The 20482-nt window shown below is 50.2% G+C and carries 23 protein-coding genes and 1 tRNA gene; 20 read left to right on the forward strand and 4 right to left on the reverse strand.

What is annotated here, in order from left to right; genetic code table 11:
- Positions 1 to 8 precede the first annotated feature (8 nt).
- The 14 genes from fabG to P9J64_01985 all read left to right on the forward strand — a co-directional run bounded on the left by fabG (position 9) and on the right by P9J64_01985 (position 11013).
- Positions 9 to 746 carry a 3-oxoacyl-[acyl-carrier-protein] reductase gene (fabG, locus tag P9J64_01920; GenBank protein ID MDG5467077.1) on the forward strand — a complete coding sequence of 246 codons (738 nt, stop codon included), beginning with the start codon at positions 9 to 11 and terminating at the stop codon, positions 744 to 746.
- A gap of 74 nt (positions 747 to 820) precedes the next feature.
- Positions 821 to 1054 (forward strand): acyl carrier protein, encoded by a 234-nt coding sequence (gene acpP, locus P9J64_01925; GenBank protein MDG5467078.1) that lies wholly within the window; start codon positions 821 to 823, stop codon positions 1052 to 1054.
- A 105-nt stretch (positions 1055 to 1159) separates the two neighbouring features.
- Positions 1160 to 2392, forward strand: a complete 1233-nt coding sequence (gene fabF, locus P9J64_01930) for a beta-ketoacyl-ACP synthase II (GenBank protein ID MDG5467079.1) — start codon at positions 1160 to 1162, stop codon at positions 2390 to 2392.
- Between the two features lie 5 nt (positions 2393 to 2397).
- A complete protein-coding gene (gene rpiB / locus P9J64_01935) occupies positions 2398 to 2853 on the forward strand; it encodes a ribose 5-phosphate isomerase B (GenBank protein MDG5467080.1) in 456 nt (151 codons plus the stop codon).
- Between the two features lie 79 nt (positions 2854 to 2932).
- Complete coding sequence (gene glyA / locus P9J64_01940; protein ID MDG5467081.1) at positions 2933 to 4183, forward strand: serine hydroxymethyltransferase; 1251 nt, start codon at positions 2933 to 2935, stop codon at positions 4181 to 4183.
- Positions 4184 to 4657, forward strand: coding sequence for a cytidine/deoxycytidylate deaminase family protein (locus tag P9J64_01945; protein MDG5467082.1), 474 nt, complete (start codon positions 4184 to 4186; stop codon positions 4655 to 4657).
- On the forward strand, positions 4657 to 5121 hold the full coding sequence (gene nrdR / locus P9J64_01950) for a transcriptional regulator NrdR (GenBank protein MDG5467083.1): 465 nt from the start codon (positions 4657 to 4659) through the stop codon (positions 5119 to 5121). The genes P9J64_01945 and nrdR overlap by 1 nt, the downstream gene beginning before the upstream one ends.
- 111 nt (positions 5122 to 5232) lie before the next feature.
- On the forward strand, positions 5233 to 6324 hold the full coding sequence (ribD, locus tag P9J64_01955) for a bifunctional diaminohydroxyphosphoribosylaminopyrimidine deaminase/5-amino-6-(5-phosphoribosylamino)uracil reductase RibD (GenBank protein MDG5467084.1): 1092 nt from the start codon (positions 5233 to 5235) through the stop codon (positions 6322 to 6324).
- Positions 6305 to 6952, forward strand: coding sequence for a riboflavin synthase (locus tag P9J64_01960; GenBank protein ID MDG5467085.1), 648 nt, complete (start codon positions 6305 to 6307; stop codon positions 6950 to 6952). The genes ribD and P9J64_01960 overlap by 20 nt, the downstream gene beginning before the upstream one ends.
- A 45-nt stretch (positions 6953 to 6997) precedes the next feature.
- Complete coding sequence (locus tag P9J64_01965; GenBank protein ID MDG5467086.1) at positions 6998 to 8203, forward strand: bifunctional 3,4-dihydroxy-2-butanone-4-phosphate synthase/GTP cyclohydrolase II; 1206 nt, start codon at positions 6998 to 7000, stop codon at positions 8201 to 8203.
- A gap of 45 nt (positions 8204 to 8248) precedes the next feature.
- Positions 8249 to 8713 (forward strand): 6,7-dimethyl-8-ribityllumazine synthase, encoded by a 465-nt coding sequence (ribE, locus tag P9J64_01970; protein MDG5467087.1) that lies wholly within the window; start codon positions 8249 to 8251, stop codon positions 8711 to 8713.
- Between the two features lie 6 nt (positions 8714 to 8719).
- On the forward strand, positions 8720 to 9193 hold the full coding sequence (nusB, locus tag P9J64_01975; protein MDG5467088.1) for a transcription antitermination factor NusB: 474 nt from the start codon (positions 8720 to 8722) through the stop codon (positions 9191 to 9193).
- The gene (locus P9J64_01980) at positions 9190 to 9651 is read left to right on the forward strand and encodes a M17 family peptidase N-terminal domain-containing protein (GenBank protein ID MDG5467089.1); all 462 of its coding nucleotides are present in this window, start codon (positions 9190 to 9192) and stop codon (positions 9649 to 9651) included. Before nusB ends, P9J64_01980 begins: the two co-directional genes overlap by 4 nt.
- 51 nt (positions 9652 to 9702) lie before the next feature.
- Positions 9703 to 11013: a homoserine dehydrogenase gene (locus P9J64_01985; protein ID MDG5467090.1), complete on the forward strand. Its 1311-nt coding sequence runs from the start codon at positions 9703 to 9705 to the stop codon at positions 11011 to 11013.
- A 121-nt stretch (positions 11014 to 11134) separates the two neighbouring features.
- Here P9J64_01985 and P9J64_01990 read toward each other — a convergent pair whose 3' ends face one another.
- The 3 genes from P9J64_01990 to P9J64_02000 all read right to left on the reverse strand — a co-directional run bounded on the left by P9J64_01990 (position 11135) and on the right by P9J64_02000 (position 14025).
- The gene (locus P9J64_01990; protein MDG5467091.1) at positions 11135 to 11611 is read right to left on the reverse strand and encodes a tRNA (cytidine(34)-2'-O)-methyltransferase; all 477 of its coding nucleotides are present in this window, start codon (positions 11609 to 11611) and stop codon (positions 11135 to 11137) included.
- A complete protein-coding gene (locus P9J64_01995) occupies positions 11601 to 12539 on the reverse strand; it encodes a lysophospholipid acyltransferase family protein (protein ID MDG5467092.1) in 939 nt (312 codons plus the stop codon). Before P9J64_01995 ends, P9J64_01990 begins: the two co-directional genes overlap by 11 nt.
- A gap of 196 nt (positions 12540 to 12735) precedes the next feature.
- The gene (locus P9J64_02000) at positions 12736 to 14025 is read right to left on the reverse strand and encodes a homocysteine synthase (protein MDG5467093.1); all 1290 of its coding nucleotides are present in this window, start codon (positions 14023 to 14025) and stop codon (positions 12736 to 12738) included.
- Between the two features lie 254 nt (positions 14026 to 14279).
- On the opposite strand from P9J64_02000, the gene P9J64_02005 reads away from it, so the two are divergent.
- Together P9J64_02005 and P9J64_02010 are read left to right on the forward strand one after the other, a co-directional pair.
- On the forward strand, positions 14280 to 15935 hold the full coding sequence (locus P9J64_02005) for an NFACT family protein (protein ID MDG5467094.1): 1656 nt from the start codon (positions 14280 to 14282) through the stop codon (positions 15933 to 15935).
- Between the two features lie 111 nt (positions 15936 to 16046).
- Positions 16047 to 16133, forward strand: a tRNA-Leu gene (locus P9J64_02010).
- Between the two features lie 57 nt (positions 16134 to 16190).
- Here P9J64_02010 and P9J64_02015 read toward each other — a convergent pair.
- Positions 16191 to 16667 (reverse strand): DsrE family protein, encoded by a 477-nt coding sequence (locus P9J64_02015; GenBank protein ID MDG5467095.1) that lies wholly within the window; start codon positions 16665 to 16667, stop codon positions 16191 to 16193.
- A 150-nt stretch (positions 16668 to 16817) separates the two neighbouring features.
- Between P9J64_02015 and P9J64_02020 the strand changes: the two genes are divergently transcribed.
- From P9J64_02020 to P9J64_02035, 4 genes are all read left to right on the forward strand, one after another.
- Positions 16818 to 17495, forward strand: a complete 678-nt coding sequence (locus P9J64_02020) for a Crp/Fnr family transcriptional regulator (GenBank protein MDG5467096.1) — start codon at positions 16818 to 16820, stop codon at positions 17493 to 17495.
- Positions 17496 to 17627: 132 nt separating this feature from the next.
- Positions 17628 to 18707: a hypothetical protein gene (locus tag P9J64_02025; GenBank protein MDG5467097.1), complete on the forward strand. Its 1080-nt coding sequence runs from the start codon at positions 17628 to 17630 to the stop codon at positions 18705 to 18707.
- Positions 18704 to 20011 (forward strand): multiheme c-type cytochrome, encoded by a 1308-nt coding sequence (locus P9J64_02030; GenBank protein ID MDG5467098.1) that lies wholly within the window; start codon positions 18704 to 18706, stop codon positions 20009 to 20011. Before P9J64_02025 ends, P9J64_02030 begins: the two co-directional genes overlap by 4 nt.
- 1 nt (position 20012) lies before the next feature.
- Entirely contained in the window at positions 20013 to 20393 is a 381-nt protein-coding gene (locus tag P9J64_02035) for a nitrous oxide-stimulated promoter family protein (protein ID MDG5467099.1), read from the forward strand.
- Positions 20394 to 20482 lie beyond the last annotated feature (89 nt).

The following is a 20482-nucleotide window of genomic DNA, read 5'->3' on the forward strand; positions in this document are numbered from 1 at the left end:
TATTGACTATGTTGTCTGACAAAGTTGCTATTGTTACCGGCGCCTCACGAGGCATTGGTCGTGCGATTGCTCTTGCACTTGCGTCGCAAGGCGCTAAAGTTGTTGCCTCTGCGCGCAATGCCGAAGCTCTCGCCAAATTGGCCGAGGAGATCAAAAATCAGGGCGGAGACGCCTTGGCCGTCGTTGGTGATGTTGCCCTGGAAGATGATGCAAACAACCTGGTGAAGCAAGCGGTTGAAGCCTACGGTCAGGTTGATGTTTTTATTAATAATGCCGGGATTACCCGTGATGGCCTTTTGTTGCGCATGAAGAATGACGACTGGGATGCGGTTCTCGACACGAACCTCAAAGGTGCTTTTCTCTGTACCCGTGCCGTGGCAAAGGTTATGAGTAAGCAGAGATCAGGTCGCATCATTAATATCTCTTCGGTCGTTGGTGAGATGGGCAATGCAGGGCAGGCGAATTATTGTGCCAGTAAAGCGGGTCTGCTTGGGTTGACCAAGTCTGTTGCACGAGAATTGGCACGTCGCAACGTAACGGTCAATGCGATTACCCCTGGATTTATAACGACTGAAATGACTGAAGATATGACTGAAAAAGCTCAGGAAGCAATGACGGAACAGATTCCGTTGGGTCGCCCTGGGTCAGCTGAAGATGTTGCTAACGCAGTAATTTTTCTCGCCTCCGACCAGTCAGCATATATTACTGGCCAGGTCCTCGGCGTTAATGGCGGCATGTATATGTAACCCACAAAGGGTTTTCGTATAATAATAATGAGACGATCTCGGATCGGATCTAAACCAAGAAGGAGGAACATAAAATGGCAAGTAATGCAGAGCGTATTAAGCAAATTGTTGCAGAGCAGTTGGGTGTAGATGAGGATCAGGTGACCAAGGAAGCTTCTTTCATGGACGACTTGGGTGCTGACTCTCTGGATACTGTTGAGCTGGTTATGGCTCTCGAAGAAGAGTTCGACATCGAAATCTCCGACGAAGATGCTGAGAAAATCCAAACTGTTCAGAACGCCATCGACTACGTCGAAGCAAATTCCTAAACCTTTGATTATCGCAGCTTAAGCTGCGGTTGTCGCTTATAACAAAGCTGGCCCGGTAGCGCTTTGCTGCCGGGGCAGAATTTGTTTTAGGAGGACAATAGTCTCATGCGCAGAGTTGTTGTTACTGGCCTGGGAATCACTTCCCCTCTGGGTACAGGCATAGAAAAGAACTGGGACGCGTTGATGCATGGGCGTTCCGGTATCGGCCCGATTACCCGTTTTGACTCAACTGATCTGCCTGTAAAAATCGCCGGTGAGATCACCGATTTTCCTGCAGAGGAGTTTTTTGACAGGAAAGAGGCCCGTAAGATGGACCTCTTCATTCATTATGCTCTTGGTGCGGCAGCTATGGCCCTTGCAGATTCCGGCCTGGAAATCAATGATGATAATGCCGAGCGTGTTGGCGTTGTTGTGGGTTCCGGTATGGGCGGATTGCCTGCTATCGAAAAATACCAGGAAGCAATGTCAAAAGGTGGCTACCGTAAAGTCAGCCCCTTTTTCATCCCGATGACAATTATTAATCTGGCCGGTGGCCAGATTTCAATAAAATGCGGAGCCAAGGGGCCTAACATAGCTCCGGTTTCTGCCTGTGCAACCGGCACACATTCAATCGGTGATGCCTATCGAATGATCCAGCGTGGTGATGCTGATGCTGTTATAGCGGGTGGTACCGAAGCAACAATTTGCCCCCTTGCTATGGGTGGCTTTGCAGTTATGAAAGCCCTCTCAACCCGAAACGATGATCCGCAAGCAGCGAGTCGCCCCTTCGAGAAGAACCGTGACGGTTTTGTTATGGGTGAGGGTGCTGGTATTGTGATCTTGGAAGAATATGAGTCTGCCAAAAAACGTGGCGCCAAGATCTATGGAGAAGTTGCAGGTTACGGTTTGACTGGCGACGCTTATCATCTCACCGCTCCGGCTCCTGGTGGTGAGGGGGCCGCACGCTGTATGAAGATGGCTCTGGACGGTGCAGGCGTGAACCCGGAAGAGGTTGATTACATCAATGCCCACGGTACCTCAACGCCCTTCAACGATCTCTATGAAACACTGGCGATCAAGTCGGTTTTTGGAGCTTCTGCCAAGGACCTTATGGTCAGCTCAACCAAAGGCATGACAGGCCATCTCCTTGGTGCCGCCGGAGGAGTAGAAGCTATCTACTCGCTGTTGGCCATTACTAATGGTGTCGTCCCACCAACCATTAATTATACCGAGCCCGACCCCGAATGTGATCTTGATTATGTTCCGAACGAGGCCCGCAAGGCTGACGTAAATATTGTTCTTTCCAACTCGCTCGGGTTTGGTGGAACCAACGCTACTTTGCTTTTCCGGAAAGTGTGATCAATATGATTTTTATCGGTAGTGATCATGGCGGCCTGGAAATGAAGGAAGCGCTTGTAAAGGTTCTCGCTTCTCGCAATCAGCCTGTCAAGGATTGCGGGACAACCAACGGCGAATCGGTTGATTACCCTGATTTCGCGGAAAAGGTCGCCGGTGCTGTGTCTCGTGGAGAGGCAGAGCTCGGTATCCTGGTTTGCGGCACGGGAATTGGAATGTCGATTGTGGCCAACAAGTTCCCTGGTGTTCGTGCAGCTTTGGCAACTGATGAGTTTATGGCTCAGATGGCCAAGGAACATAATAATGCCAATATCCTGGTTCTTGGAGGGCGTGTCCTTTCTGTGGAGTTAGCAACCAAGATGGTGAATGTCTGGCTGGATACAGCCTATGAAGGCGGTCGCCATCAGCTCCGTCTGGATAAAATCTCCCAGGTGGAAGCAGCAGTTCGTTCCGGTGAGTTATAGACCAACTTAGTTCGGGCAGGCCAATCGCCTGCCCGTTTTATTTTTTTCAACAGTTATCCTTTTGGAGGTTCCCATCGCCATGTTTGACAAGCTTGCCCAATTTGACCCTGAAATTACCGCTGCTATTCTTCAGGAAACTGAGCGTCAGGAGTACAGCCTGGAGTTTATTGCCTCGGAAAACTTTGTCAGTGAGGAAGTTCTTGCGGCTCAAGGTTCTGTTCTTACCAATAAGTACGCCGAGGGTTATCCTTCAAAGAGATATTATGGTGGCTGTGAGTTTGTCGATGTCGCCGAAGAGTTAGCCATTCATCGCGCTAAAGAACTTTTCGGTGCTGAACACGCAAATGTGCAGGCGCACTCCGGATCCCAGGCCAATATGGCTGTTTATTTCGCCACTTGTCAGCCTGGCGACACTGTCCTGGGTATGAACCTCGCCCACGGTGGTCACCTCACTCACGGATCTCCGGTTAATTTTTCCGGAAAGCTCTTCAATATCGTACCTTACGGGCTGGACAAGGAAACGGGGCGAATTGATTACGACGAAGTGGAGAAGCTGGCCAAGGAGCACAAGCCAAAGCTGATTGTCGTGGGTGCCAGTGCTTATCCGCGCACCCTCGATTTTGAAGCTTTCAGACGCATTGCCGATCAGGTGGGCGCTCCGATCATGGTTGATATGGCTCACATCGCCGGTCTGGTTGCTGCCGGTGTTCACCCGACACCGGTTCCTCATGCTGAGTACGTGACCACCACAACGCATAAAACCTTGCGTGGACCACGCGGTGGCATGATCCTCTGTCGCGAAGAGTTCGCCAAAAAACTGAACAGCAACATCTTTCCCGGTATTCAGGGCGGCCCGCTGATGCATGTGATCGCAGCTAAAGCCGTTGCTTTCAAAGAGGCTTTGGCCCCCGAATTCAAAACTTACGCTCAGCAGGTTGTTAAAAATGCCCAGGTCTTAGCTGAAGAACTGGTCTCCCGTGGTTACAACCTGGTTTCCGGTGGCACAGACAATCATCTCATGCTGATGGATTTCACCGGCTCTGAATTGACCGGCAAGGTTGCCGAGGCAACTCTTGAGCAGGCCGGCATCACGGTTAACAAGAACGCGGTGCCTTTTGATACCCGTTCACCGTTTGTCACCAGCGGTATCCGCATCGGCACTCCGGCCAGCACGACTCGCGGTTTGAAGGAGAACGAGATGCGCCAGATCGGTGCCTGGATTGACGAGGCCTTGCAGAACATTGAGAATGAGGCCGCCCTGGCCAGGATTCGTGGTGAGATTCGTGAACTCTGCCAGCAGTTCCCTCTTTACGCCCACCGGCTTGTTTAAGTGGAAAGGCCTTCCTGGGACGAATACTTCATGGACATCACCCGCCTGGTGGCGCGACGCTCAACGTGCATGCGTCGCCAGGTCGGTGCCGTGATGGTCAAAGATAAGAATATCCTCGCGACCGGATACAATGGTACCCCCTCAGGAATCACGCATTGCGATGTAACGGGCTGTCTGCGGGAACAACTCAAGGTCCCTTCCGGTGAACGACATGAACTTTGTCGTGGCCTGCATGCTGAGCAGAATGCAATTATTCAGGCTGCGCGTCACGGTGTAAATATCGAGAACTCGGTTTTGTACTGTACTGATTCACCCTGTATCATTTGTACTAAAATGTTGATCAATGCAGGCATCCGGAAAGTCGTTTATCTGCAAGGTTATGCAGATAACCTCTCCATGGAAATGTTGGTTGAAGCAGGCGTAAAAACCTATCTCTTTAATGACCTCATTGATAAAGACTCCGGAGGCAGTTGATGAAATGTCCATTCTGTACCCACGATGATACGCGGGTCGTTGACTCACGTCTTGGCAAAGAGGGGAACAATATTCGCAGGAGAAGAGAGTGCATCGAATGTGAGAGACGCTTTACCACCTACGAGCGTGTCGAAGAGAGTTTGCCCCTTGTGATTAAGAAAGACGGACGTCGGGAAGTTTTTGATCGTCAAAAGATAATTTCCGGTATCCAGCGTGCTTGTGAAAAACGCCCTGTCTCGATTGCAACGATTGAAAAGGTTGTTGATCAGATGGAAGTCAAATTACAGGAAAGTGGAGAGAAGGAAATTGCAGCCAGTCGTATTGGCGAAGCAATTATGGAGGCTCTGCAGTCTCTTGATGAAGTGGCTTACGTACGTTTTGCCTCGGTCTACCGCCAATTCCGTGATATCAATGAGTTTATGTCCGAACTGACGGATATCCTGGCCAAAGGGCCGGCTAAGTAACTTTTATAGCGAATATCAATATGACGCTCTTTCCTGTTGGGAAGGAGGTGTCTCAGCCTCCCGTCTACCGGTGACGCGTTGCGAGCCGACATGACAATCCAAACTGAAAAAATGATGCAGAAAGCGATCGAACTGGCTCAACAGGGGCTCGGTCGTACGGCACCCAACCCTCCCGTAGGTGCAGTCCTGGTCCGTGACGGCAATATTGTCGGTGAAGGATTTCACCCCGCTGCAGGTCAACCCCACGCCGAAATCTTTGCGCTGCGTGCTGCCGGCGATCTGGCCCGGGGTGCGGATCTCTATGTCACTCTGGAGCCGTGCTGTCACCAGGGGCGTACAGGTCCCTGTACGGAAGCGATTGTTGAGGCTGGCGTCTCGCGGGTTTTTGTCGGAGCTCAGGATCCGAACCCCATGGTTGCGGGCAAGGGTATTGAGCGATTGCGTGGTGCCGCAATAGAGGTTGTGACTGATATCCTCAACAATGAATGTCGCCGGTTGATTGCTCCTTTTGCCAAACATGTAACCAGCGGATTGCCCTATGTTGTCCTCAAATCTGCAATGACTCTGGATGGCCAGACGGCAACCCTTACCGGTGATTCAAAGTGGATTTCGTGTGAAGCCAGCCGTAATCTGGTTCATCAACTGAGAGATCAGGTTGATGCTATTATGGTTGGTTCCGGAACTGTTGTCGCAGATAACCCGAAATTGACGGTACGACTTGCAGAGGGAGGTCGGGATCCGCTGCGGATTGTTATGGACGGCAGCCTTAGAACCTCACCAGACGCTCTGGTTTATACGCAGTCGTCAAAAGCTCAAACACTTCTTGTGACTTCAGAAACCCACACAGAAGCTGATTTACGTCCTTATCGTGATGCTGGTGCCAATATTATGCTCGTCAGCCTGGCTGCAGGAAGCCTCGATTTACTCACTACTCTCAAGGAACTTGCCAGTCGCAATCTGCATTATGTTCTTCTTGAAGGGGGCAGCCTTCTGGGAGGAGCCATGCTGCGTGCAGGGTTGATCGATCGCCTCATGCTCTTTGTTGCCCCGAAACTGCTTGGTGGTCAAGGTCGAGGGTTGCTGGCCGGTGCAGGTGTCGACGCTATGGCCGACGCTTACGCGCTCAAACATTTGAATGCCCGCAAAGTTGATACGGATATCTTGTTGGAAGGGGAGGTGCTCAATGTTCACCGGCCTGATTGAAGACATTGGAACACTCCGTGAGCTTCGCATCGGTGGCGCCCAGGCGCAATTAACCGTTAACACAGGTTTACCGATGACCGAGTTGACTCTCGGCGAAAGCATCGCTGTCAATGGCGTTTGCCTGACAGTTACTTCTTTCGGCGATGGTTCATTCACTGCAGATGTTTCTCCGGAAACCCTTGACTGTACGTCTTTGGGCCGATTATCGCGAGGTGCGCGCGTCAATCTTGAACGTGCACTTCGATTTTCGGATCGTCTTGGTGGGCATCTTGTCAGCGGTCACGTTGACGGCATGGCCAAGATTACCGGACGCCATCTGGATGGCAATTCCTGGCGTTTTACTTTTCAGGCTGAAGCTGCTGTGATGGATTTTCTCGTAACAAAAGGAAGTGTCGCTATCGATGGTATCAGCCTGACTGTTAATGATGTCGCCGAGCAGACCTTCTCCCTGGCAATTATCCCTCATACGTTGACTCTGACGACATTGCAGGATCGCAAGGTTGGTGATGAAGTCAATGTTGAAACCGACCTGATCGGTAAGTATGTCGCTCGCTTCCTGCGTAATGGTACCTCTGAAAAACCTCAGGGTGTTACGATGGATGTCCTTGCCAAGCATGGTTTTTTGTGAGATATTTTCAAGTCTTGCTGAACTATTAGACTCTTAGGAAATTATATGCCTTTAGCTCGTGTTGCAGAAGCGCTTGAAGATATTCGCCAGGGGAAAATGGTCATTCTGGTCGATGATGAAGATCGTGAAAATGAAGGTGATCTTTGCATGGCCGCTGAAATGGTCACCCCTGAAGCCGTCAATTTTATGGCCAAAGAAGGCCGTGGCCTGATCTGCCTGACTCTGACCGAGGAACGCGCTGATCATCTGGAATTGCCGTTGATGGTGCATGACAACTCCTCCTCTTTTGGCACGGCGTTCACCATTTCCATCGAGGCCAGGCGAGGTGTCACAACCGGGATCTCGGCTGCCGATCGTTCTCATACGATTCAGGTTGCGCTTGCTGATGATACCACTGCCCATGATCTGGCAAGGCCGGGTCATGTCTTTCCCTTAAGGGCAAAGAAGGGTGGTGTTATGGTTCGTGCCGGGCAAACAGAGGGTTCTGTCGATCTGGCGCGTATGGCCGGTCTGAAACCATCAGGTGTGATCTGCGAGATCATGAATGACGATGGCACCATGGCTCGTATGCCTGAGTTGCGCAAGTTCGCTGAAAAGCATGGTCTGCGCATTGTGACGATTGCCGACATGGTCGCGTACAGGATGCGTAAAGAGCTCCTGATTACAAGAGCTGCTGAAACCATGATCCCCACGCGCTTCGGCGGAGACTTTAAGGCGATTGTCTATGACAATGAAGTTGACGATTGTCAGCATCTGGCTCTTTACAAAGGTGATATCAGCCCGGACGAGCCGGTTCTAGTCAGGGTTCACTCCGAATGTTTGACCGGTGATGTCTTCAGCTCCGAGCGTTGTGATTGCGGTGATCAATTGCATGCATCTATGGGTATGATTGATGAAATCGGCACAGGTGTCGTTCTCTATATGCGTCAGGAAGGTCGTGGTATCGGTTTAGTCAACAAACTCAAAGCTTATAACCTTCAGGATCAGGGACACGATACTGTTGAGGCGAATGAAGCTCTTGGTTTTCAGGCCGACCTCCGTGATTATGGCCTTGGCGCGCAAATATTGAGCGAACTCGGTGTTCGCAAGATTCGTTTGTTGACTAACAACCCACGCAAGATCATCGGCCTCGAAGGTTATGGTCTGGAGATCGTTGAGAGGGTTCCGATTGAAATGCCGGCTAACAAATCTAATCTGAAATATCTCAAGACCAAGCAGGAAAAACTTGGCCACTTGCTTGAGAATCTATAACTCCGGCGTGATAAACTCCGGACCAGGTCTTACGGGAGATCAGTGATGCCCAAAATTATTGAAGGAAAACTTGATGCCAAAGGGTTGCGCGTGGGCCTTCTGGTAAGCCGCTTTAACAGCTTTATCAGCGACCGTCTCGTAGAGGGTGCTATAGATGGTCTGCTTCGTCACAACGCTGAAAAAGAGGATATCAACATCGTACGTGTCCCCGGAGCCTACGAAATTCCACCGGCGGCCAAACAGATGGCTGAATCCGGTCGTTATGATGCCATTGTTTGTCTTGGTGCCGTAATTCGTGGTGCAACACCCCATTTTGACTATGTCAGTGCTGAAGTCTCCAAAGGTGTTGCCAGCGTCTCGCTTGATTCAGGCATTCCTGTCGCCTTTGGTGTCCTCACCACCGACACCATTGAACAAGCTATTGAAAGGGCTGGCAGCAAGGCTGGTAACAAGGGCTTTGATGCTGCAATGGCTGCTGTTGAGATGGCCAACCTCTATAAGGCTTTGTAACCAAATATGTCGCGTGGGATCAGACGTCAGGGCCGCGAAATGGCCGTTAAAGTGCTTTTCAGCCTTGCAGATCATGAAGGCGGATCTCTCGAGTATGTTCTGGGAGAATTCTGGAAGAATTTTCAGTTCCGAAATGACGTGCTTGGTGATGCCGTTGAGGATGATTCATCCCGGCAACGACCGGAGGTCCGTCATTTTGCCGAACTTCTAGTCAGCGGTGTCGCTGAAAACCTGGAGAGCCTGGATCGAGAGATTAAATCTTATTCAACCAACTGGGCGCTGGATCGTATGCCTCGGGTTGATCTCGCTATCCTCAGGCTTGCTGCTTATGAGTTGATTTATTGTCTCGATGTTCCTCATAACGTCGTGATTAACGAGGCGATTGAGCTGAGCAAACGTTTCGGAACCGAAGAATCTCCGTCTTTCATTAATGGCGTTCTGGATCATCTCGCGAAACAGCACCGTACCGCATCATCATGACCACATTTGAACGTGTTGAATTCCCTGCGGATCGCCTGGAGGCAGAATCCGTTGTGGCCTTCTACTTCTCCGATAAAAAGCTCCTTGAGGGGCCGGCAGCGCTTCTTGATTGGCGCCTTGATGGGCAGTTGACCCGAATGTTGCTGAGTGGCGATGTTCTCGGCAAGGCCGGTGAACACGTGATGTTGCAGAACAATGGCAAACTTAAATCTGACTGGGTGCTTTTTGTTGGTGGAGGTCAGTGGGCCGGCCTCAGTGAAGAGACACATGCATCACTGATTCGTCATATGCTTAATGTTGCCAGTCAGGCCGGTTTTACAAAGATTTCCTTGGCATTCATGCCTCATGAAGACGTCTCTGATGATTCTCTACATCAGCAGATTATTGATGCAATGGCTGTTGAGGGGCACAATATTTCGGAATGTCGCTATTCTTGTCTGGCGACCGTTACGGTATAGATGAGGCTTTGTTAAGGCCTCATTCGCTCGAGAATATAAGGACTTAATCTTATGAAGAACGTCAAGGTTGGACTCCTCGGATTCGGTACCATTGGCACAGGTGTTGTAAAGGTGATTCAGCAGAATTGTGAAGTTCTGGCCAGTCGTCTCGGTGCGACAATTGAACTGACTCGTATTGCCGACCTTGATACCACCACCGATCGAGGCGTGGATCTTCCTCCGGGTGTATTGACTGATGATGCCCAGGGCCTCCTGAATGATCCGGAGATCCAGGTCGTTGTTGAACTGATTGGCGGCTATGAACCAGCCCGCACTTTTGTTTTACAGGCCATTCGTAACGGCAAGCATGTTGTTACAGCGAACAAGGCTCTTTTGGCCAAACACGGTGATGAAATCTTTGCTGCAGCAGAAGAGGCCGGTGTTGACGTCATGTTTGAAGCTGCCGTCGGTGGTGGCATCCCGATTATCTCAGCGATTAAGGAAAGCCTTGGCGCAAACAATTTTTACGCTTTTTACGGCATTCTGAACGGCACCTGCAACTATATCCTGACCGCGATGGACGAGGAAGGCAAAGACTTCTCTGATGTCCTTGAAGTTGCACAGAAGAAGGGTTACGCAGAGGCCGACCCGACCTTTGACGTTGAAGGTGTAGACACTGCGCATAAATTGGCATTGTTGCTAAGCCTTTGTTTTGGTACCAAGGTTAATTACGATCAGATTTACACTGAGGGAATCAGTAATATTAGCGCGCTCGATATCGAGTATGCCCGCGACTTCGGCTACAAACTCAAACTGCTTGCCATCGGTAAGCGTGACGGTGACAAGATCGAGGCTCGCGTACACCCAACCATGATCCCTGAGGATTATCCTCTGGCTGCAATCAACGGTGTCTTTAACACTGTTCGTCTGGTTGGTGATTTCTCCGGTCCGGTTATGCTCTCCGGTTATGGCGCTGGCATGAACGCTACTGCCAGCGCTGTCATGGGAGATGTCCTGGCCGTTGCACGAGACCTACAGACAGATTGCGGCTCTCGCATGCCTGCTTTGGGGTGCCCCCAGTCGGAACTGACATCGCTCTCTATAAAGCCTATGGAGCAGATCGTTACGCACTATTACTTAAGGTTTAACGTTAAGGATCAACCCGGGGTTCTTGCTAAGATTGCCGGCGTTCTTGGCGATCACGAGATCAGCATTGAATCGATGGTGCAACCTCATCGACATGAAGCTGAAGCCGTACCGATCGTCTTTATGACCCATGCTGCAGAAGAACGGAATGTAAATGCGGCTCTAGCCGAAATCAATAAGATGGATGTCATTCATGATGAAACACTTTTGATTCGTGTCGAAGATCATCTCGAATAGGGGCCCAGTTCCCGTAAGGGTGTAGACATATTTGCAATCAAAAAGGGGCCGTCTTCAGCAGACGGCCCCTTTTTGTATTGATTCAAGCGTTAATGCAAATGTCAATTTACATCGGACGATGTTAGTCCAAATGACCCACTTGCCTTAAAGCTTCATAAAGAACGATTCCGGCAGACGTGGAAAGGTTTAAACTGCGGACGACGGGATTGTGAATCGAAATGCGAATTGAGTGTTCGGTATTGTTTTGTAGCAGTTCTTCTGAAAGCCCCAGTGTCTCCTTGCCGAAAACCAGGAAATCTCCCGGCTGAAAATTTGCCTGGACATGGCTCTTGGCGGCCTTCTTTGAGGTATACCAGAATCGTCCATCCGGAAAATTCTCCTGCAATTCCTGCAGAGACTCCCATCTTCGCACATCGACAGCTTCCCAGTAATCCAGCCCAGCGCGCTTGAGGTGCTTGTCGTCGATAGAAAAACCGAGTTTGCCGACGAGATGCAATATAGTCCCCGTTGCACCGCAAAGTCTGGCAATGTTGCCGGTGTTCGGCGGGATTTCTGGTTCTACCAGTACGATATGGAAGGGAGGGGCGTTATTTTTCATCTTGTTTCATATGCTTCCAGCGACGATGGACCCAGAACCACTGGCTGATATCGTGTCTGATGCCATCTTCGATCTTTTTTGTTAAGAGTGCTGTGTTGGTGACAATGTTCTCTTCAGAAATCTCAGGGTCAAGGAAGAAGTAGGGAGACATCTTAACCTGGTATGTGTTGTCTTCATTGCGATAGGAGAACGCCGCTATGATCGGCACCTGATATTTCATGGCAAGCTGTGAAATGATCGGCGTGGTGTAAGCCGGTCGACCAAAAAAAGGGACACGTACCGCCGATTGACTACGAGGCATATGTTGATCCATCAGGATTCCGACCAGGTGGTTCTGCTGTAAGGCTTTGAAAATTCGACGAGCTCCTTTGAAGCTATCGATGACATAGCCACCATAGTGTTCGCGCATACGTCTGAAGTATCTATCGACGAGAGGGTTTCTCATCGGCTTGGCAACAATTCCTATTGGATATCCGAGTGTAGGGTAAACGAAGTTCCCCGCTTCCCAGAAACCGATATGCCCGGCGAGGAGGATGCAGCCTTTGCCAAGCTTCAGGGCCTCTTTGATATGCTCCTCTCCTTCAATTGTAAAGAGCTTTTCCAGGTCTTGTTTGCCGTCAAACATGTCGAGGCGCACCATCTCGATAAGGCCAACACCCATGTCACCAAAGACTTTCTTGACAAGAACCTCTCGTTCGTCGCTGGTTTTGTCAGGGAAGGCATGACGTAGGTTCTTATCTGCGATCATAACGCGGTTAGGTTGCAGGAGCATGCCAAGTTTGCCAAGCTTGCGACCAAGAGCAAGTGCTGTACTGCGCGGTAACAGGCGGACAATTGTTGCTGTCATTATGAAGGGGATGTATTCGAGCCAGTAGCGTATCATTCTTGATCTTTCTTGGGCGTTTTGCGCGCAACAATAGCATGGCACTGTTGAACTGGCAAAAAAATATCGCCTGATTTTATGTGCGATAATTTACGTTAAAGAACTGAAGTGAAAATACTTCTTTATTCTTAATGACAGACTGAGCAAATAGCAAAGGGACCGCTATTGTGAGCCGTCCCTTTGTTCCGAACCTTTTCACCGAGCCCTTTCCTTTGCGGGGATCGGCACTATAACGGTGCGCTTATTCCTGACTTGCTTTAAGTGCCTGGTTAAGATCTTCGATGATGTCTTCAACGTCTTCTATGCCTACAGAGACCCGGATGTAATCGGGGCTGACTCCCGAGGCCATCTGCTCTTGGTCCGAAAGCTGCTGGTGTGTTGTACTGGCCGGATGTATGACCAGGGTTTTGGCATCGCCGATATTGGCCAGATGGCTACAGAGCTTGACGGAGTCAATAAACTTGGCGCCAGCGTCTCTACCACCTTTGATACCGAAGCCGAGGATTGCGCCTTGGCCTTTCGGCATATAACGTTTCGCTCTCTCGTAATCGAGGTGACTCTCGAGTCCGGGATAATTTACCCATTCAACCGAAGGATGGCTTTCGAGGAACTGGGCGACTTTTATTGCATTTTCACAGTGTCTCGGCATGCGAACGTGCAAGGTTTCCAGCCCCTGCAAGATCTGGAATGAATTGAAAGGAGAGATGCAGGGGCCCATGTCGCGGAGTAGAGTGAGGCGCATTTTGAGGATATAGGCCAGCGGTCCGAGTGCTTCATGATAGACGAGGCCATGGTAGCTGGGATCGGGAGTCGTGTATTCATCGAAACGTCCGCTCGACCAGTCGAAGTTGCCGCTGTCGACAACCGCTCCGCCGATGCTGGTCCCATGCCCACCGATAAACTTGGTTAATGAATAACAGGTGATATCCGCGCCATGTTCAAAAGGCTTGAACAAGATAGGCGTTGCTACGGTATTGTCGACAATAAAAGGAAGGCCGTTGTCATGCGCAATCCGCGCAATTGTTTCAAAATCGTCAACATTGTTCTTTGGGTTACCGATTGATTCAGTGAAAACGGCCTTGGTTTTTTCATCGATTGCTTTGGCAACATTCTCCGGATCGCTGCTGTCGACAAACTTGACGGTAATTCCCATTCGTTTCAGGGTGTAGTTGAACATGTTATACGACCCACCATAGAGATACTGGGTCGAGACGATATTGTCGCCAGCTTTGGCCAGATTGAGGATTGCCAGGTTGATCGCTGCTGTTCCCGATGCCATGGCCAGTGCGCCTACGCCCCCATCAAGCTCGGCCAGTCGCTTCTCCAGCACGTCGGTCGTCGGGTTCATGATGCGAGTATAAATATTACCCATCTCGGCGAGAGAGAAGAGCTTGGCAGCGTGCTCGCTTGAGTCGAACAAGTAGGAGCTTGTCTGGTAGATAGGAACGGCTCTTGAGTTGGTTGTTGGGTCCGCTTCCTGGCCTGCATGAAGGGCCTTGGTTCCGAGGCCGTATTGTGTTTCCTCTGACATTTGATTGTCTCCTTATTCCGCAATGATTTCGGCATTTAATCATGACAAATCTATCTGTTAAGTCAAGAAGAAAATGTCTGTTTTTTACGGTGTTTTACCGTTGAATATAGGCCTTGTATCTTGCCTTGTCCTTCATATTAACATCAATATGCACATGCCAATGTGTGCGAAAGAATCAAAGCGCAACTATTCTTTCTGGGACACAAAAAAGAGATCGCTTGCAGATGCATAGCGATATGCCCTAATCTCAGCAGATGGACAGTGTTCTCTTTCAGGCAATGGCTATTGAACTCAATCGCAAGCTCTCCAGGAGCAGGCTCGACAAGGTCGTCCAGACCGGTGCCGGCACCCTGGTTCTCAAGTTCTGGACCGGTCAGGAGAAGCTTCAGCTGCTCTTCAAGGTTGAGGGACAAAGCTGCTTTTATTTGACTCGAGAAAGCTATTCTGCGCCGGCCAAACCGCCACGCATCTGTCAGCTGTTAAGGGCCAGGTTGCGCAATCTGCTTGAGGTTCGAGCCGAGCCGTTTGATCGTATTGCCCACTTCGGTTTCCTGGGACCTGAAGGCGCTCGCTATGACCTGATCTTTGAAGCCTTCGGGCCACAGGGCAACCTGATCCTGGTCGATGAAGACGGTCGTATCGTTGATCTTCTTTATCGGCAGGAGAACAAGCGCAAATTGATGCCCGGGGAGATCTATGAACTGCCACCACAAAAGTCGCGCATCTCTCTTTTTCATAACCTTGAGGAAGCCGCCGGCGCTTTACTGAAAGCAGAGCAGGGTGGAGACCTTCGCCTTGCCGAAGTCTCACCTCTGTCGCCCGCCCTGGCTCAGGCTATTTCTCAGGCACGTCAGACGGGCCAATCATTCGAGGCCATCCTGACGCGCATCAGAGATGTCTTTCATTCCGGCTCATTCTCACCACAGCGGTTTTCATGGGATGACCAGATCGGTCTGCTGCCCCTGTATCTTGGTAAACAAGATTGTGCAGAAGATGAGTTTGCCGACCTCTCAATCCTGTTTGAAACAGACCTTGCACAAGCAGCCGGTGAATCAGTCAAAGACCTCAGGTCACGTCTGAGTACGGTCATCAGCAAACAACGCAAGCGCCTCAAAAAGAGGCTGGAACATATAGAAGTAGAAAGCCAACGCCAGGCCGATCCGGAACGTTTTCGCATTATGGGTGATCTGCTGCTGGCGAACCTGCATCTGTTCAAGAGGGGCGCAAATTCTGTCGAAGTGGAAGACTATTACCAAGCTCCTCCTGTAAAGGTGAACATAGAACTGGATAACAAGGCAACGCCACAGGAGAATGCTGAGCGCTACTTCAAGCTCTTTCGCAAGGCCAAACGTTCCGGAGATCATCACGCCCGCAGGCTGCTGGATACCCAAGAAGAGCAGGAGTGGCTGGACCAGGTTGAACTCTCACTTGATGAAGCTGTCAGCGGCGTCGACCTTTATCAGGTGCAGCTGGAACTGGAGGCGGCTGGCATGTTGAAGCAAACCAAGGGTCAACTTGGCCGGCGCCAGTCCACTCGTCCCGAAGATCAACTCTACAAGACCGTGTCCCCCGGCGGCTGGCAGTTGTTCTGGGGAAAGAACAGCCGCACCAATGATCATGTCAGTCGTCACATGACCGGCCCTCAGGATATGTGGTTTCACGCCAAGGGAATGCCCGGCGCTCACCTGGTTCTGAAGTGTGGTGACAGTGCCGACAAGGTGAGTGAAGAGGACCTGCATTACGCCGCGTCTTTTGCCGCCGGTTACTCCAAGGGTAAGGATGACGGCAAGGTAGAGGTGATCGTTGCACAGGGCAGGAATGTCAAGAAGCCGAAAGGGGCCAGGCCAGGCTTGGTTACGGTCGATTCCTACCATACGGTGATGGTTGCTCCTGCAAGACTTCCTGAATAAAGCCTTCCCTGATTTTGTCTGGTTTTACCAGTCCCCGGCCACCACCAACCAGACCCCGATTTTTTTATTGCATTGGCTTACCCCTTTTGCTATAAATTGCCCTCGCTTCACGCCGAAGTGGTGGAATTGGTAGACACGCTAGGTTCAGGGTCTAGTGCTCGTTTGGGCGTGGGAGTTCGAGTCTCCCCTTCGGCACCATATAAAGATAGAGAGCAGCTGACAAAACATCAGCTGCTCTTTTTTATTCTATCAACATCAATTCATGGGCACTAGAGCATATCCTTTAGTCTGATACCCCACCACCGAGTTCAGGCTGTTGCCAACAGCGTGGATCCCTGCATAAAGATCCTCCGGTTCTACACCAAACAGGTTGAGCGCATAACCACACGCTTCCAGGCGAATGTCTCGCTCGGCAAGCTCGTTGATCAGTCCTACCGTCTCTTGCTGCAAATCTTTATCTCCCTGACGTCCCCGAACAAGCAATCTCACAGTTGGTCCACGCATACTGACAACAGTCCTTTGTTTGACTCCTTGCTGAGTGGCCCCGTCGTAAGTATCTCGAATCACCTTGAAGATGAACTGCAGCTTCTTCTCATCATTACTCCTGACATCGTAAATTGATCGAGTTGATGTAAGGCCAGAAAAAGCAAGCTTGTCATCCAGGGCGAATGAAGAGATCGGCTGGCTCAAAAGTGTAAACAATGCAAAGGCTGTCATTAAGGTGAAGCTCATATTTTCCTCCTGGATAATTTTGCTGTTCCTTCATATGATATCATTTTTGTCATATTTTACCTGCTGCACTCTTTAACTGTTGGCTGAATTGATTAATGCAGTTAAAATGACTGGTGAAAAACTAATTCTTCCACTTAACAGGGGCCTTCGATGAACTACTCCCAAATACTTAAAACCTGTCCTTTCTTTGCTGGCCTTTCCGACGAGGATATAGAAGCCTTGATGGGGATTGCCCGCATCCGTGAATCTTCTCGAGGTGAATTGCTTTTCTCCGATGGTGAAAAGGCCATTGGGTTTTTTGTGGTTCTGGACGGTAAAGTCAAAGTTTACAAACTTTCTCCGGATGGCAAGGAGCGTATCCTTCATATTATCCACCCTGGCGGCACCTTTGCCGAGGCCGCTATCTTCGCTGATGGCTTGTATCCGGCCTACGCTGAGCCACTTCAATCTTCAAAATTACTGTTCCTCCCTAAAGAAGGCTTTCTTAACCTGTTGATGGATAATGGCAGAATCTCCATCAACATGATCGCTGGCCTTTCAAAGTTTCTCAGGCAGTTCGCCAACCAGATAGAAGACCTGACCTTCAAGGACGTCCCGTCACGTCTTGCACGTTACCTTATGGCTCTCTCAGAAGGTGTGAAAGCTTCAGTAGAACTACCCATCTCGAAGAGCCAACTGGCTTCCAACCTTGGAACGGTTAGTGAAACGCTTTCACGGACCTTGCGAAAGCTCTCTGAAGATGACCTGATCAGTGTCTCCGGCAAGAGGGTTGAAATTCTTGATTTTGAGCGCCTGGAAGAACTTGCTGAAAAATGTAAGGAAGGTTAGGGGCGGTTGACGGGTTTTTGGGGCGGTTGATGGGGGGCAGGGGCTGGGGACTGGTAAAATCTTTGCCCCCCCCAGTCCCAGGTTTTTGACCTTAGTCAACGCTTCCTCTTTCATATCTGTTATCCTGTTCGCATGAAACGACTTCTCTTCAGTTCTATATTCTTTCTCGTCTTTGCGGCGGCTTGTTCCACGGGCACACCACCAGGATCAATCCCTGATTATCCCTTGCGTCCTCTGACAGATATTTCTGTTTCGGGTCTCTTCTCCGCAAATCAAAGCGGCACAAAGGTAGCCTACACCGACAACGGTTTATTCCTGCTTGATCCAGGCTCAGGCGACAAGAAAAAGCTTTCGTCTGAGAAACCGATTGCTTTGGCCTGGAGTCCTGATGGACTGTCGCTGGCGGCGGCTTTTGAGCGTGCCGACTTCGAGACCGAACTGCTTGTGTATTCCGCAGGCGGTATGGTTATGAATGAAGCTGTAATCCCTGTTTCTTTGAGCCAGCTATACTGGAGCAGTCGTGGTGACCTGCTTGGGGTCGGTTTTGTGCTGAAGGTTTTTTCTTTCGGTGGCAACCTGCGTCAGCTTCTCTACCGGGTAGATGATGATACCTTGGAGGAAACACTTCTCACCGACAGTACTTTTAGACCATCCTTGGCCAAACAGCTTAAGCCTCTTCTAAAGAGCATGCTGCCAGTCTCTTTCTCGCCTCAGGGTGATGAGCTTGTCTTTCTTTACCTTCTCGACCCGCCTTTGTTTTCGCCCTACTTTCAGCTCTTATACCAGAACTGGCAAGTCGACAAGCCGCGTGAAATTCACAAAGTTCCTTTGCAGGCCATGTCTCTTAGTTGGGATCTGTCTGGTCAGACAGTGAATGTCCTGTCAGAAGAGGGGGTGCAGACTTTCGTCCTCTGGCCTTCTGAAGGGGAAGCTGTGGCGCCGTCGAAAGCTGAGACCTATCGATTCATCGATGGCCGTCTTTATTATGGACCGGAGTTCCTTTACGATTGGGGCGAAAATTCGCAAATACAGATACTTGAAGATGGAAAGTTCCTGCTTTCAGTAAACCGTTTTCTTTATCTCGGTGACGGGCTGAAGAGCCCCTCTGCCTCAACTTATAATGAAAGAGAATGGAATTTACGCCGTTGGCGTTATGAAGAATTGGTGACCCCGTCTGAATACCAGAAGCTTCTGGAGGAGATAGATCAATGAGTCGTTTTTTTCGTTTGCTCTGCCTGACTGGCCTGGCCCTCAGCATAGCCTGTACGGTTTTTGCTGAAGATTGCATTGAGTGCCACAAAAGGGAGACACCTGCTGCGGTAACGCAATGGCAGGGCAGCGTTCATGCAGCAGCTGTTGGCTGTAGCGCTTGCCATGGTGAGGATCATGAGGCGATCATCAATGGCAAGGCATTCGTTGATGCCAAGGTTTGCGGTCGTTGTCACGAAAAGGCCTTTCACGAACACGTCGATAGTAAACATGGTATGGGACTGCACGCTGGGTGGGGGTGCACACGTAATCTTGAAAGTCGGGATCCGCGTGAATGTTCTTTCTGTCATGAGGAGGGCAGCACAAAACCAAAAACGACTGTGCAGTGTGCCCGCTTTTTAACTCAGTCTTCAGAGATGGGAGCGCTCGGGTGCAATCGTTGCCACCAGGTTGAGAACTCCTGTGCGTCTTGCCATACCAATCATATAACGGACCTTGCTTCCGTGCGCGCTCCGGAATCGTGTGCCACCTGCCATATGGGCCCTGATCATCCCCAGTGGGAGATGTGGCAGACCTCACGACATGGTGTGCTCTTTGAGGCCCTTGGTGAAGAGTTTGGGCCAACCTGCCAACGTTGCCATATGCCAGAAGGGTCCCACAACGTCTCCTTCGGAATCACAATGTCACCGGCCATGATACAGCCGCCACCAGAAGAACGGGCTGTGCAACGCCAGGAAATGCTAAGTGTCTGCATCCAATGTCATTCCCGTTCATTCTCTGAGCGTGAACTGACAAGCGGCGATGCCATTCTTGAACAGAGCAAGGCTTTGATCAAGGAAGCCGCTGATATCATCAGAGATCTTGCTGATCACAACCTCCTTGTCCCATCGCTGCAAGAACGGCCGGAACATCCTTTGCGTGGTCGGGAACTGGTTCTCGATGCCCAGATGCTCTATGAGGATATCTCGCACGTTGAGAGGCTCTTCTTTAAAATGAAGAAATATGATCTCGCCAAAACGGTTAAAGGGGCCTTTCATCAAAACCCGGCTTATACCCATTGGTATGGTAATGCTGAGCTGAAGATGACTTTGGTGGATATCAAGGCTGAGGCGGCACGGTTGCACGCGAGTGTTTCAACCCGTGAGGTGAAGGCTCAGAAACATGTAGAGCAAGACCTTTATCTGTCTCTGGAGGAGGAGCTGCAGATTCTTAAACGTAAGCATGAACGTGGTGCAATCACTGCTGATCAATATCGCGAAAGCAAGCAAGAGTTGTTTGAAAAGCTGCCAGAAGTGGAATCTGAGTAACTTGAAAGAGAATAAAGCTAAATCAGTTCTGCCACTCACACGAAAAGAGCTCAAAGATCTCAAGGTTCTGTTGCAGTTTACAGCGGTGTATTGCTCGCAGAAGCATGATGCTGATCGTGCTGACGTTACGACTGATGAGCCTGAGTTGCAATCTCTTCCACTCCACAAGTATCCTGTATGTGGAGAGTGTCGTGATTTCGTTCTCTATGCGTTTGAACGGCGTCTTCGTTGCCCTCTGGAAGAGAAACCGATTTGTAAACACTGCACTGTGCACTGCTACAAACCGGGCCACCGGGAGAAAGTTCGTGAAATTATGCGCTTTTCAGGTCAGTACCTGATCAAGCGCGGCAGGCTCGATCTCCTCTGGCATTATTTTTTCTAGCCTCTTGACCTCGGTCAAAGCCAGCTTGCCAGCAAACCGGTACTCTCATATCCAACACTAATCAAACCCACGACTAACCATACTTGAGC

The sequence above is a fragment of the Deltaproteobacteria bacterium IMCC39524 genome, from assembly GCA_029667085.1.
Lineage (GTDB): Bacteria > Desulfobacterota > Desulfuromonadia > Desulfuromonadales > BM103 > M0040.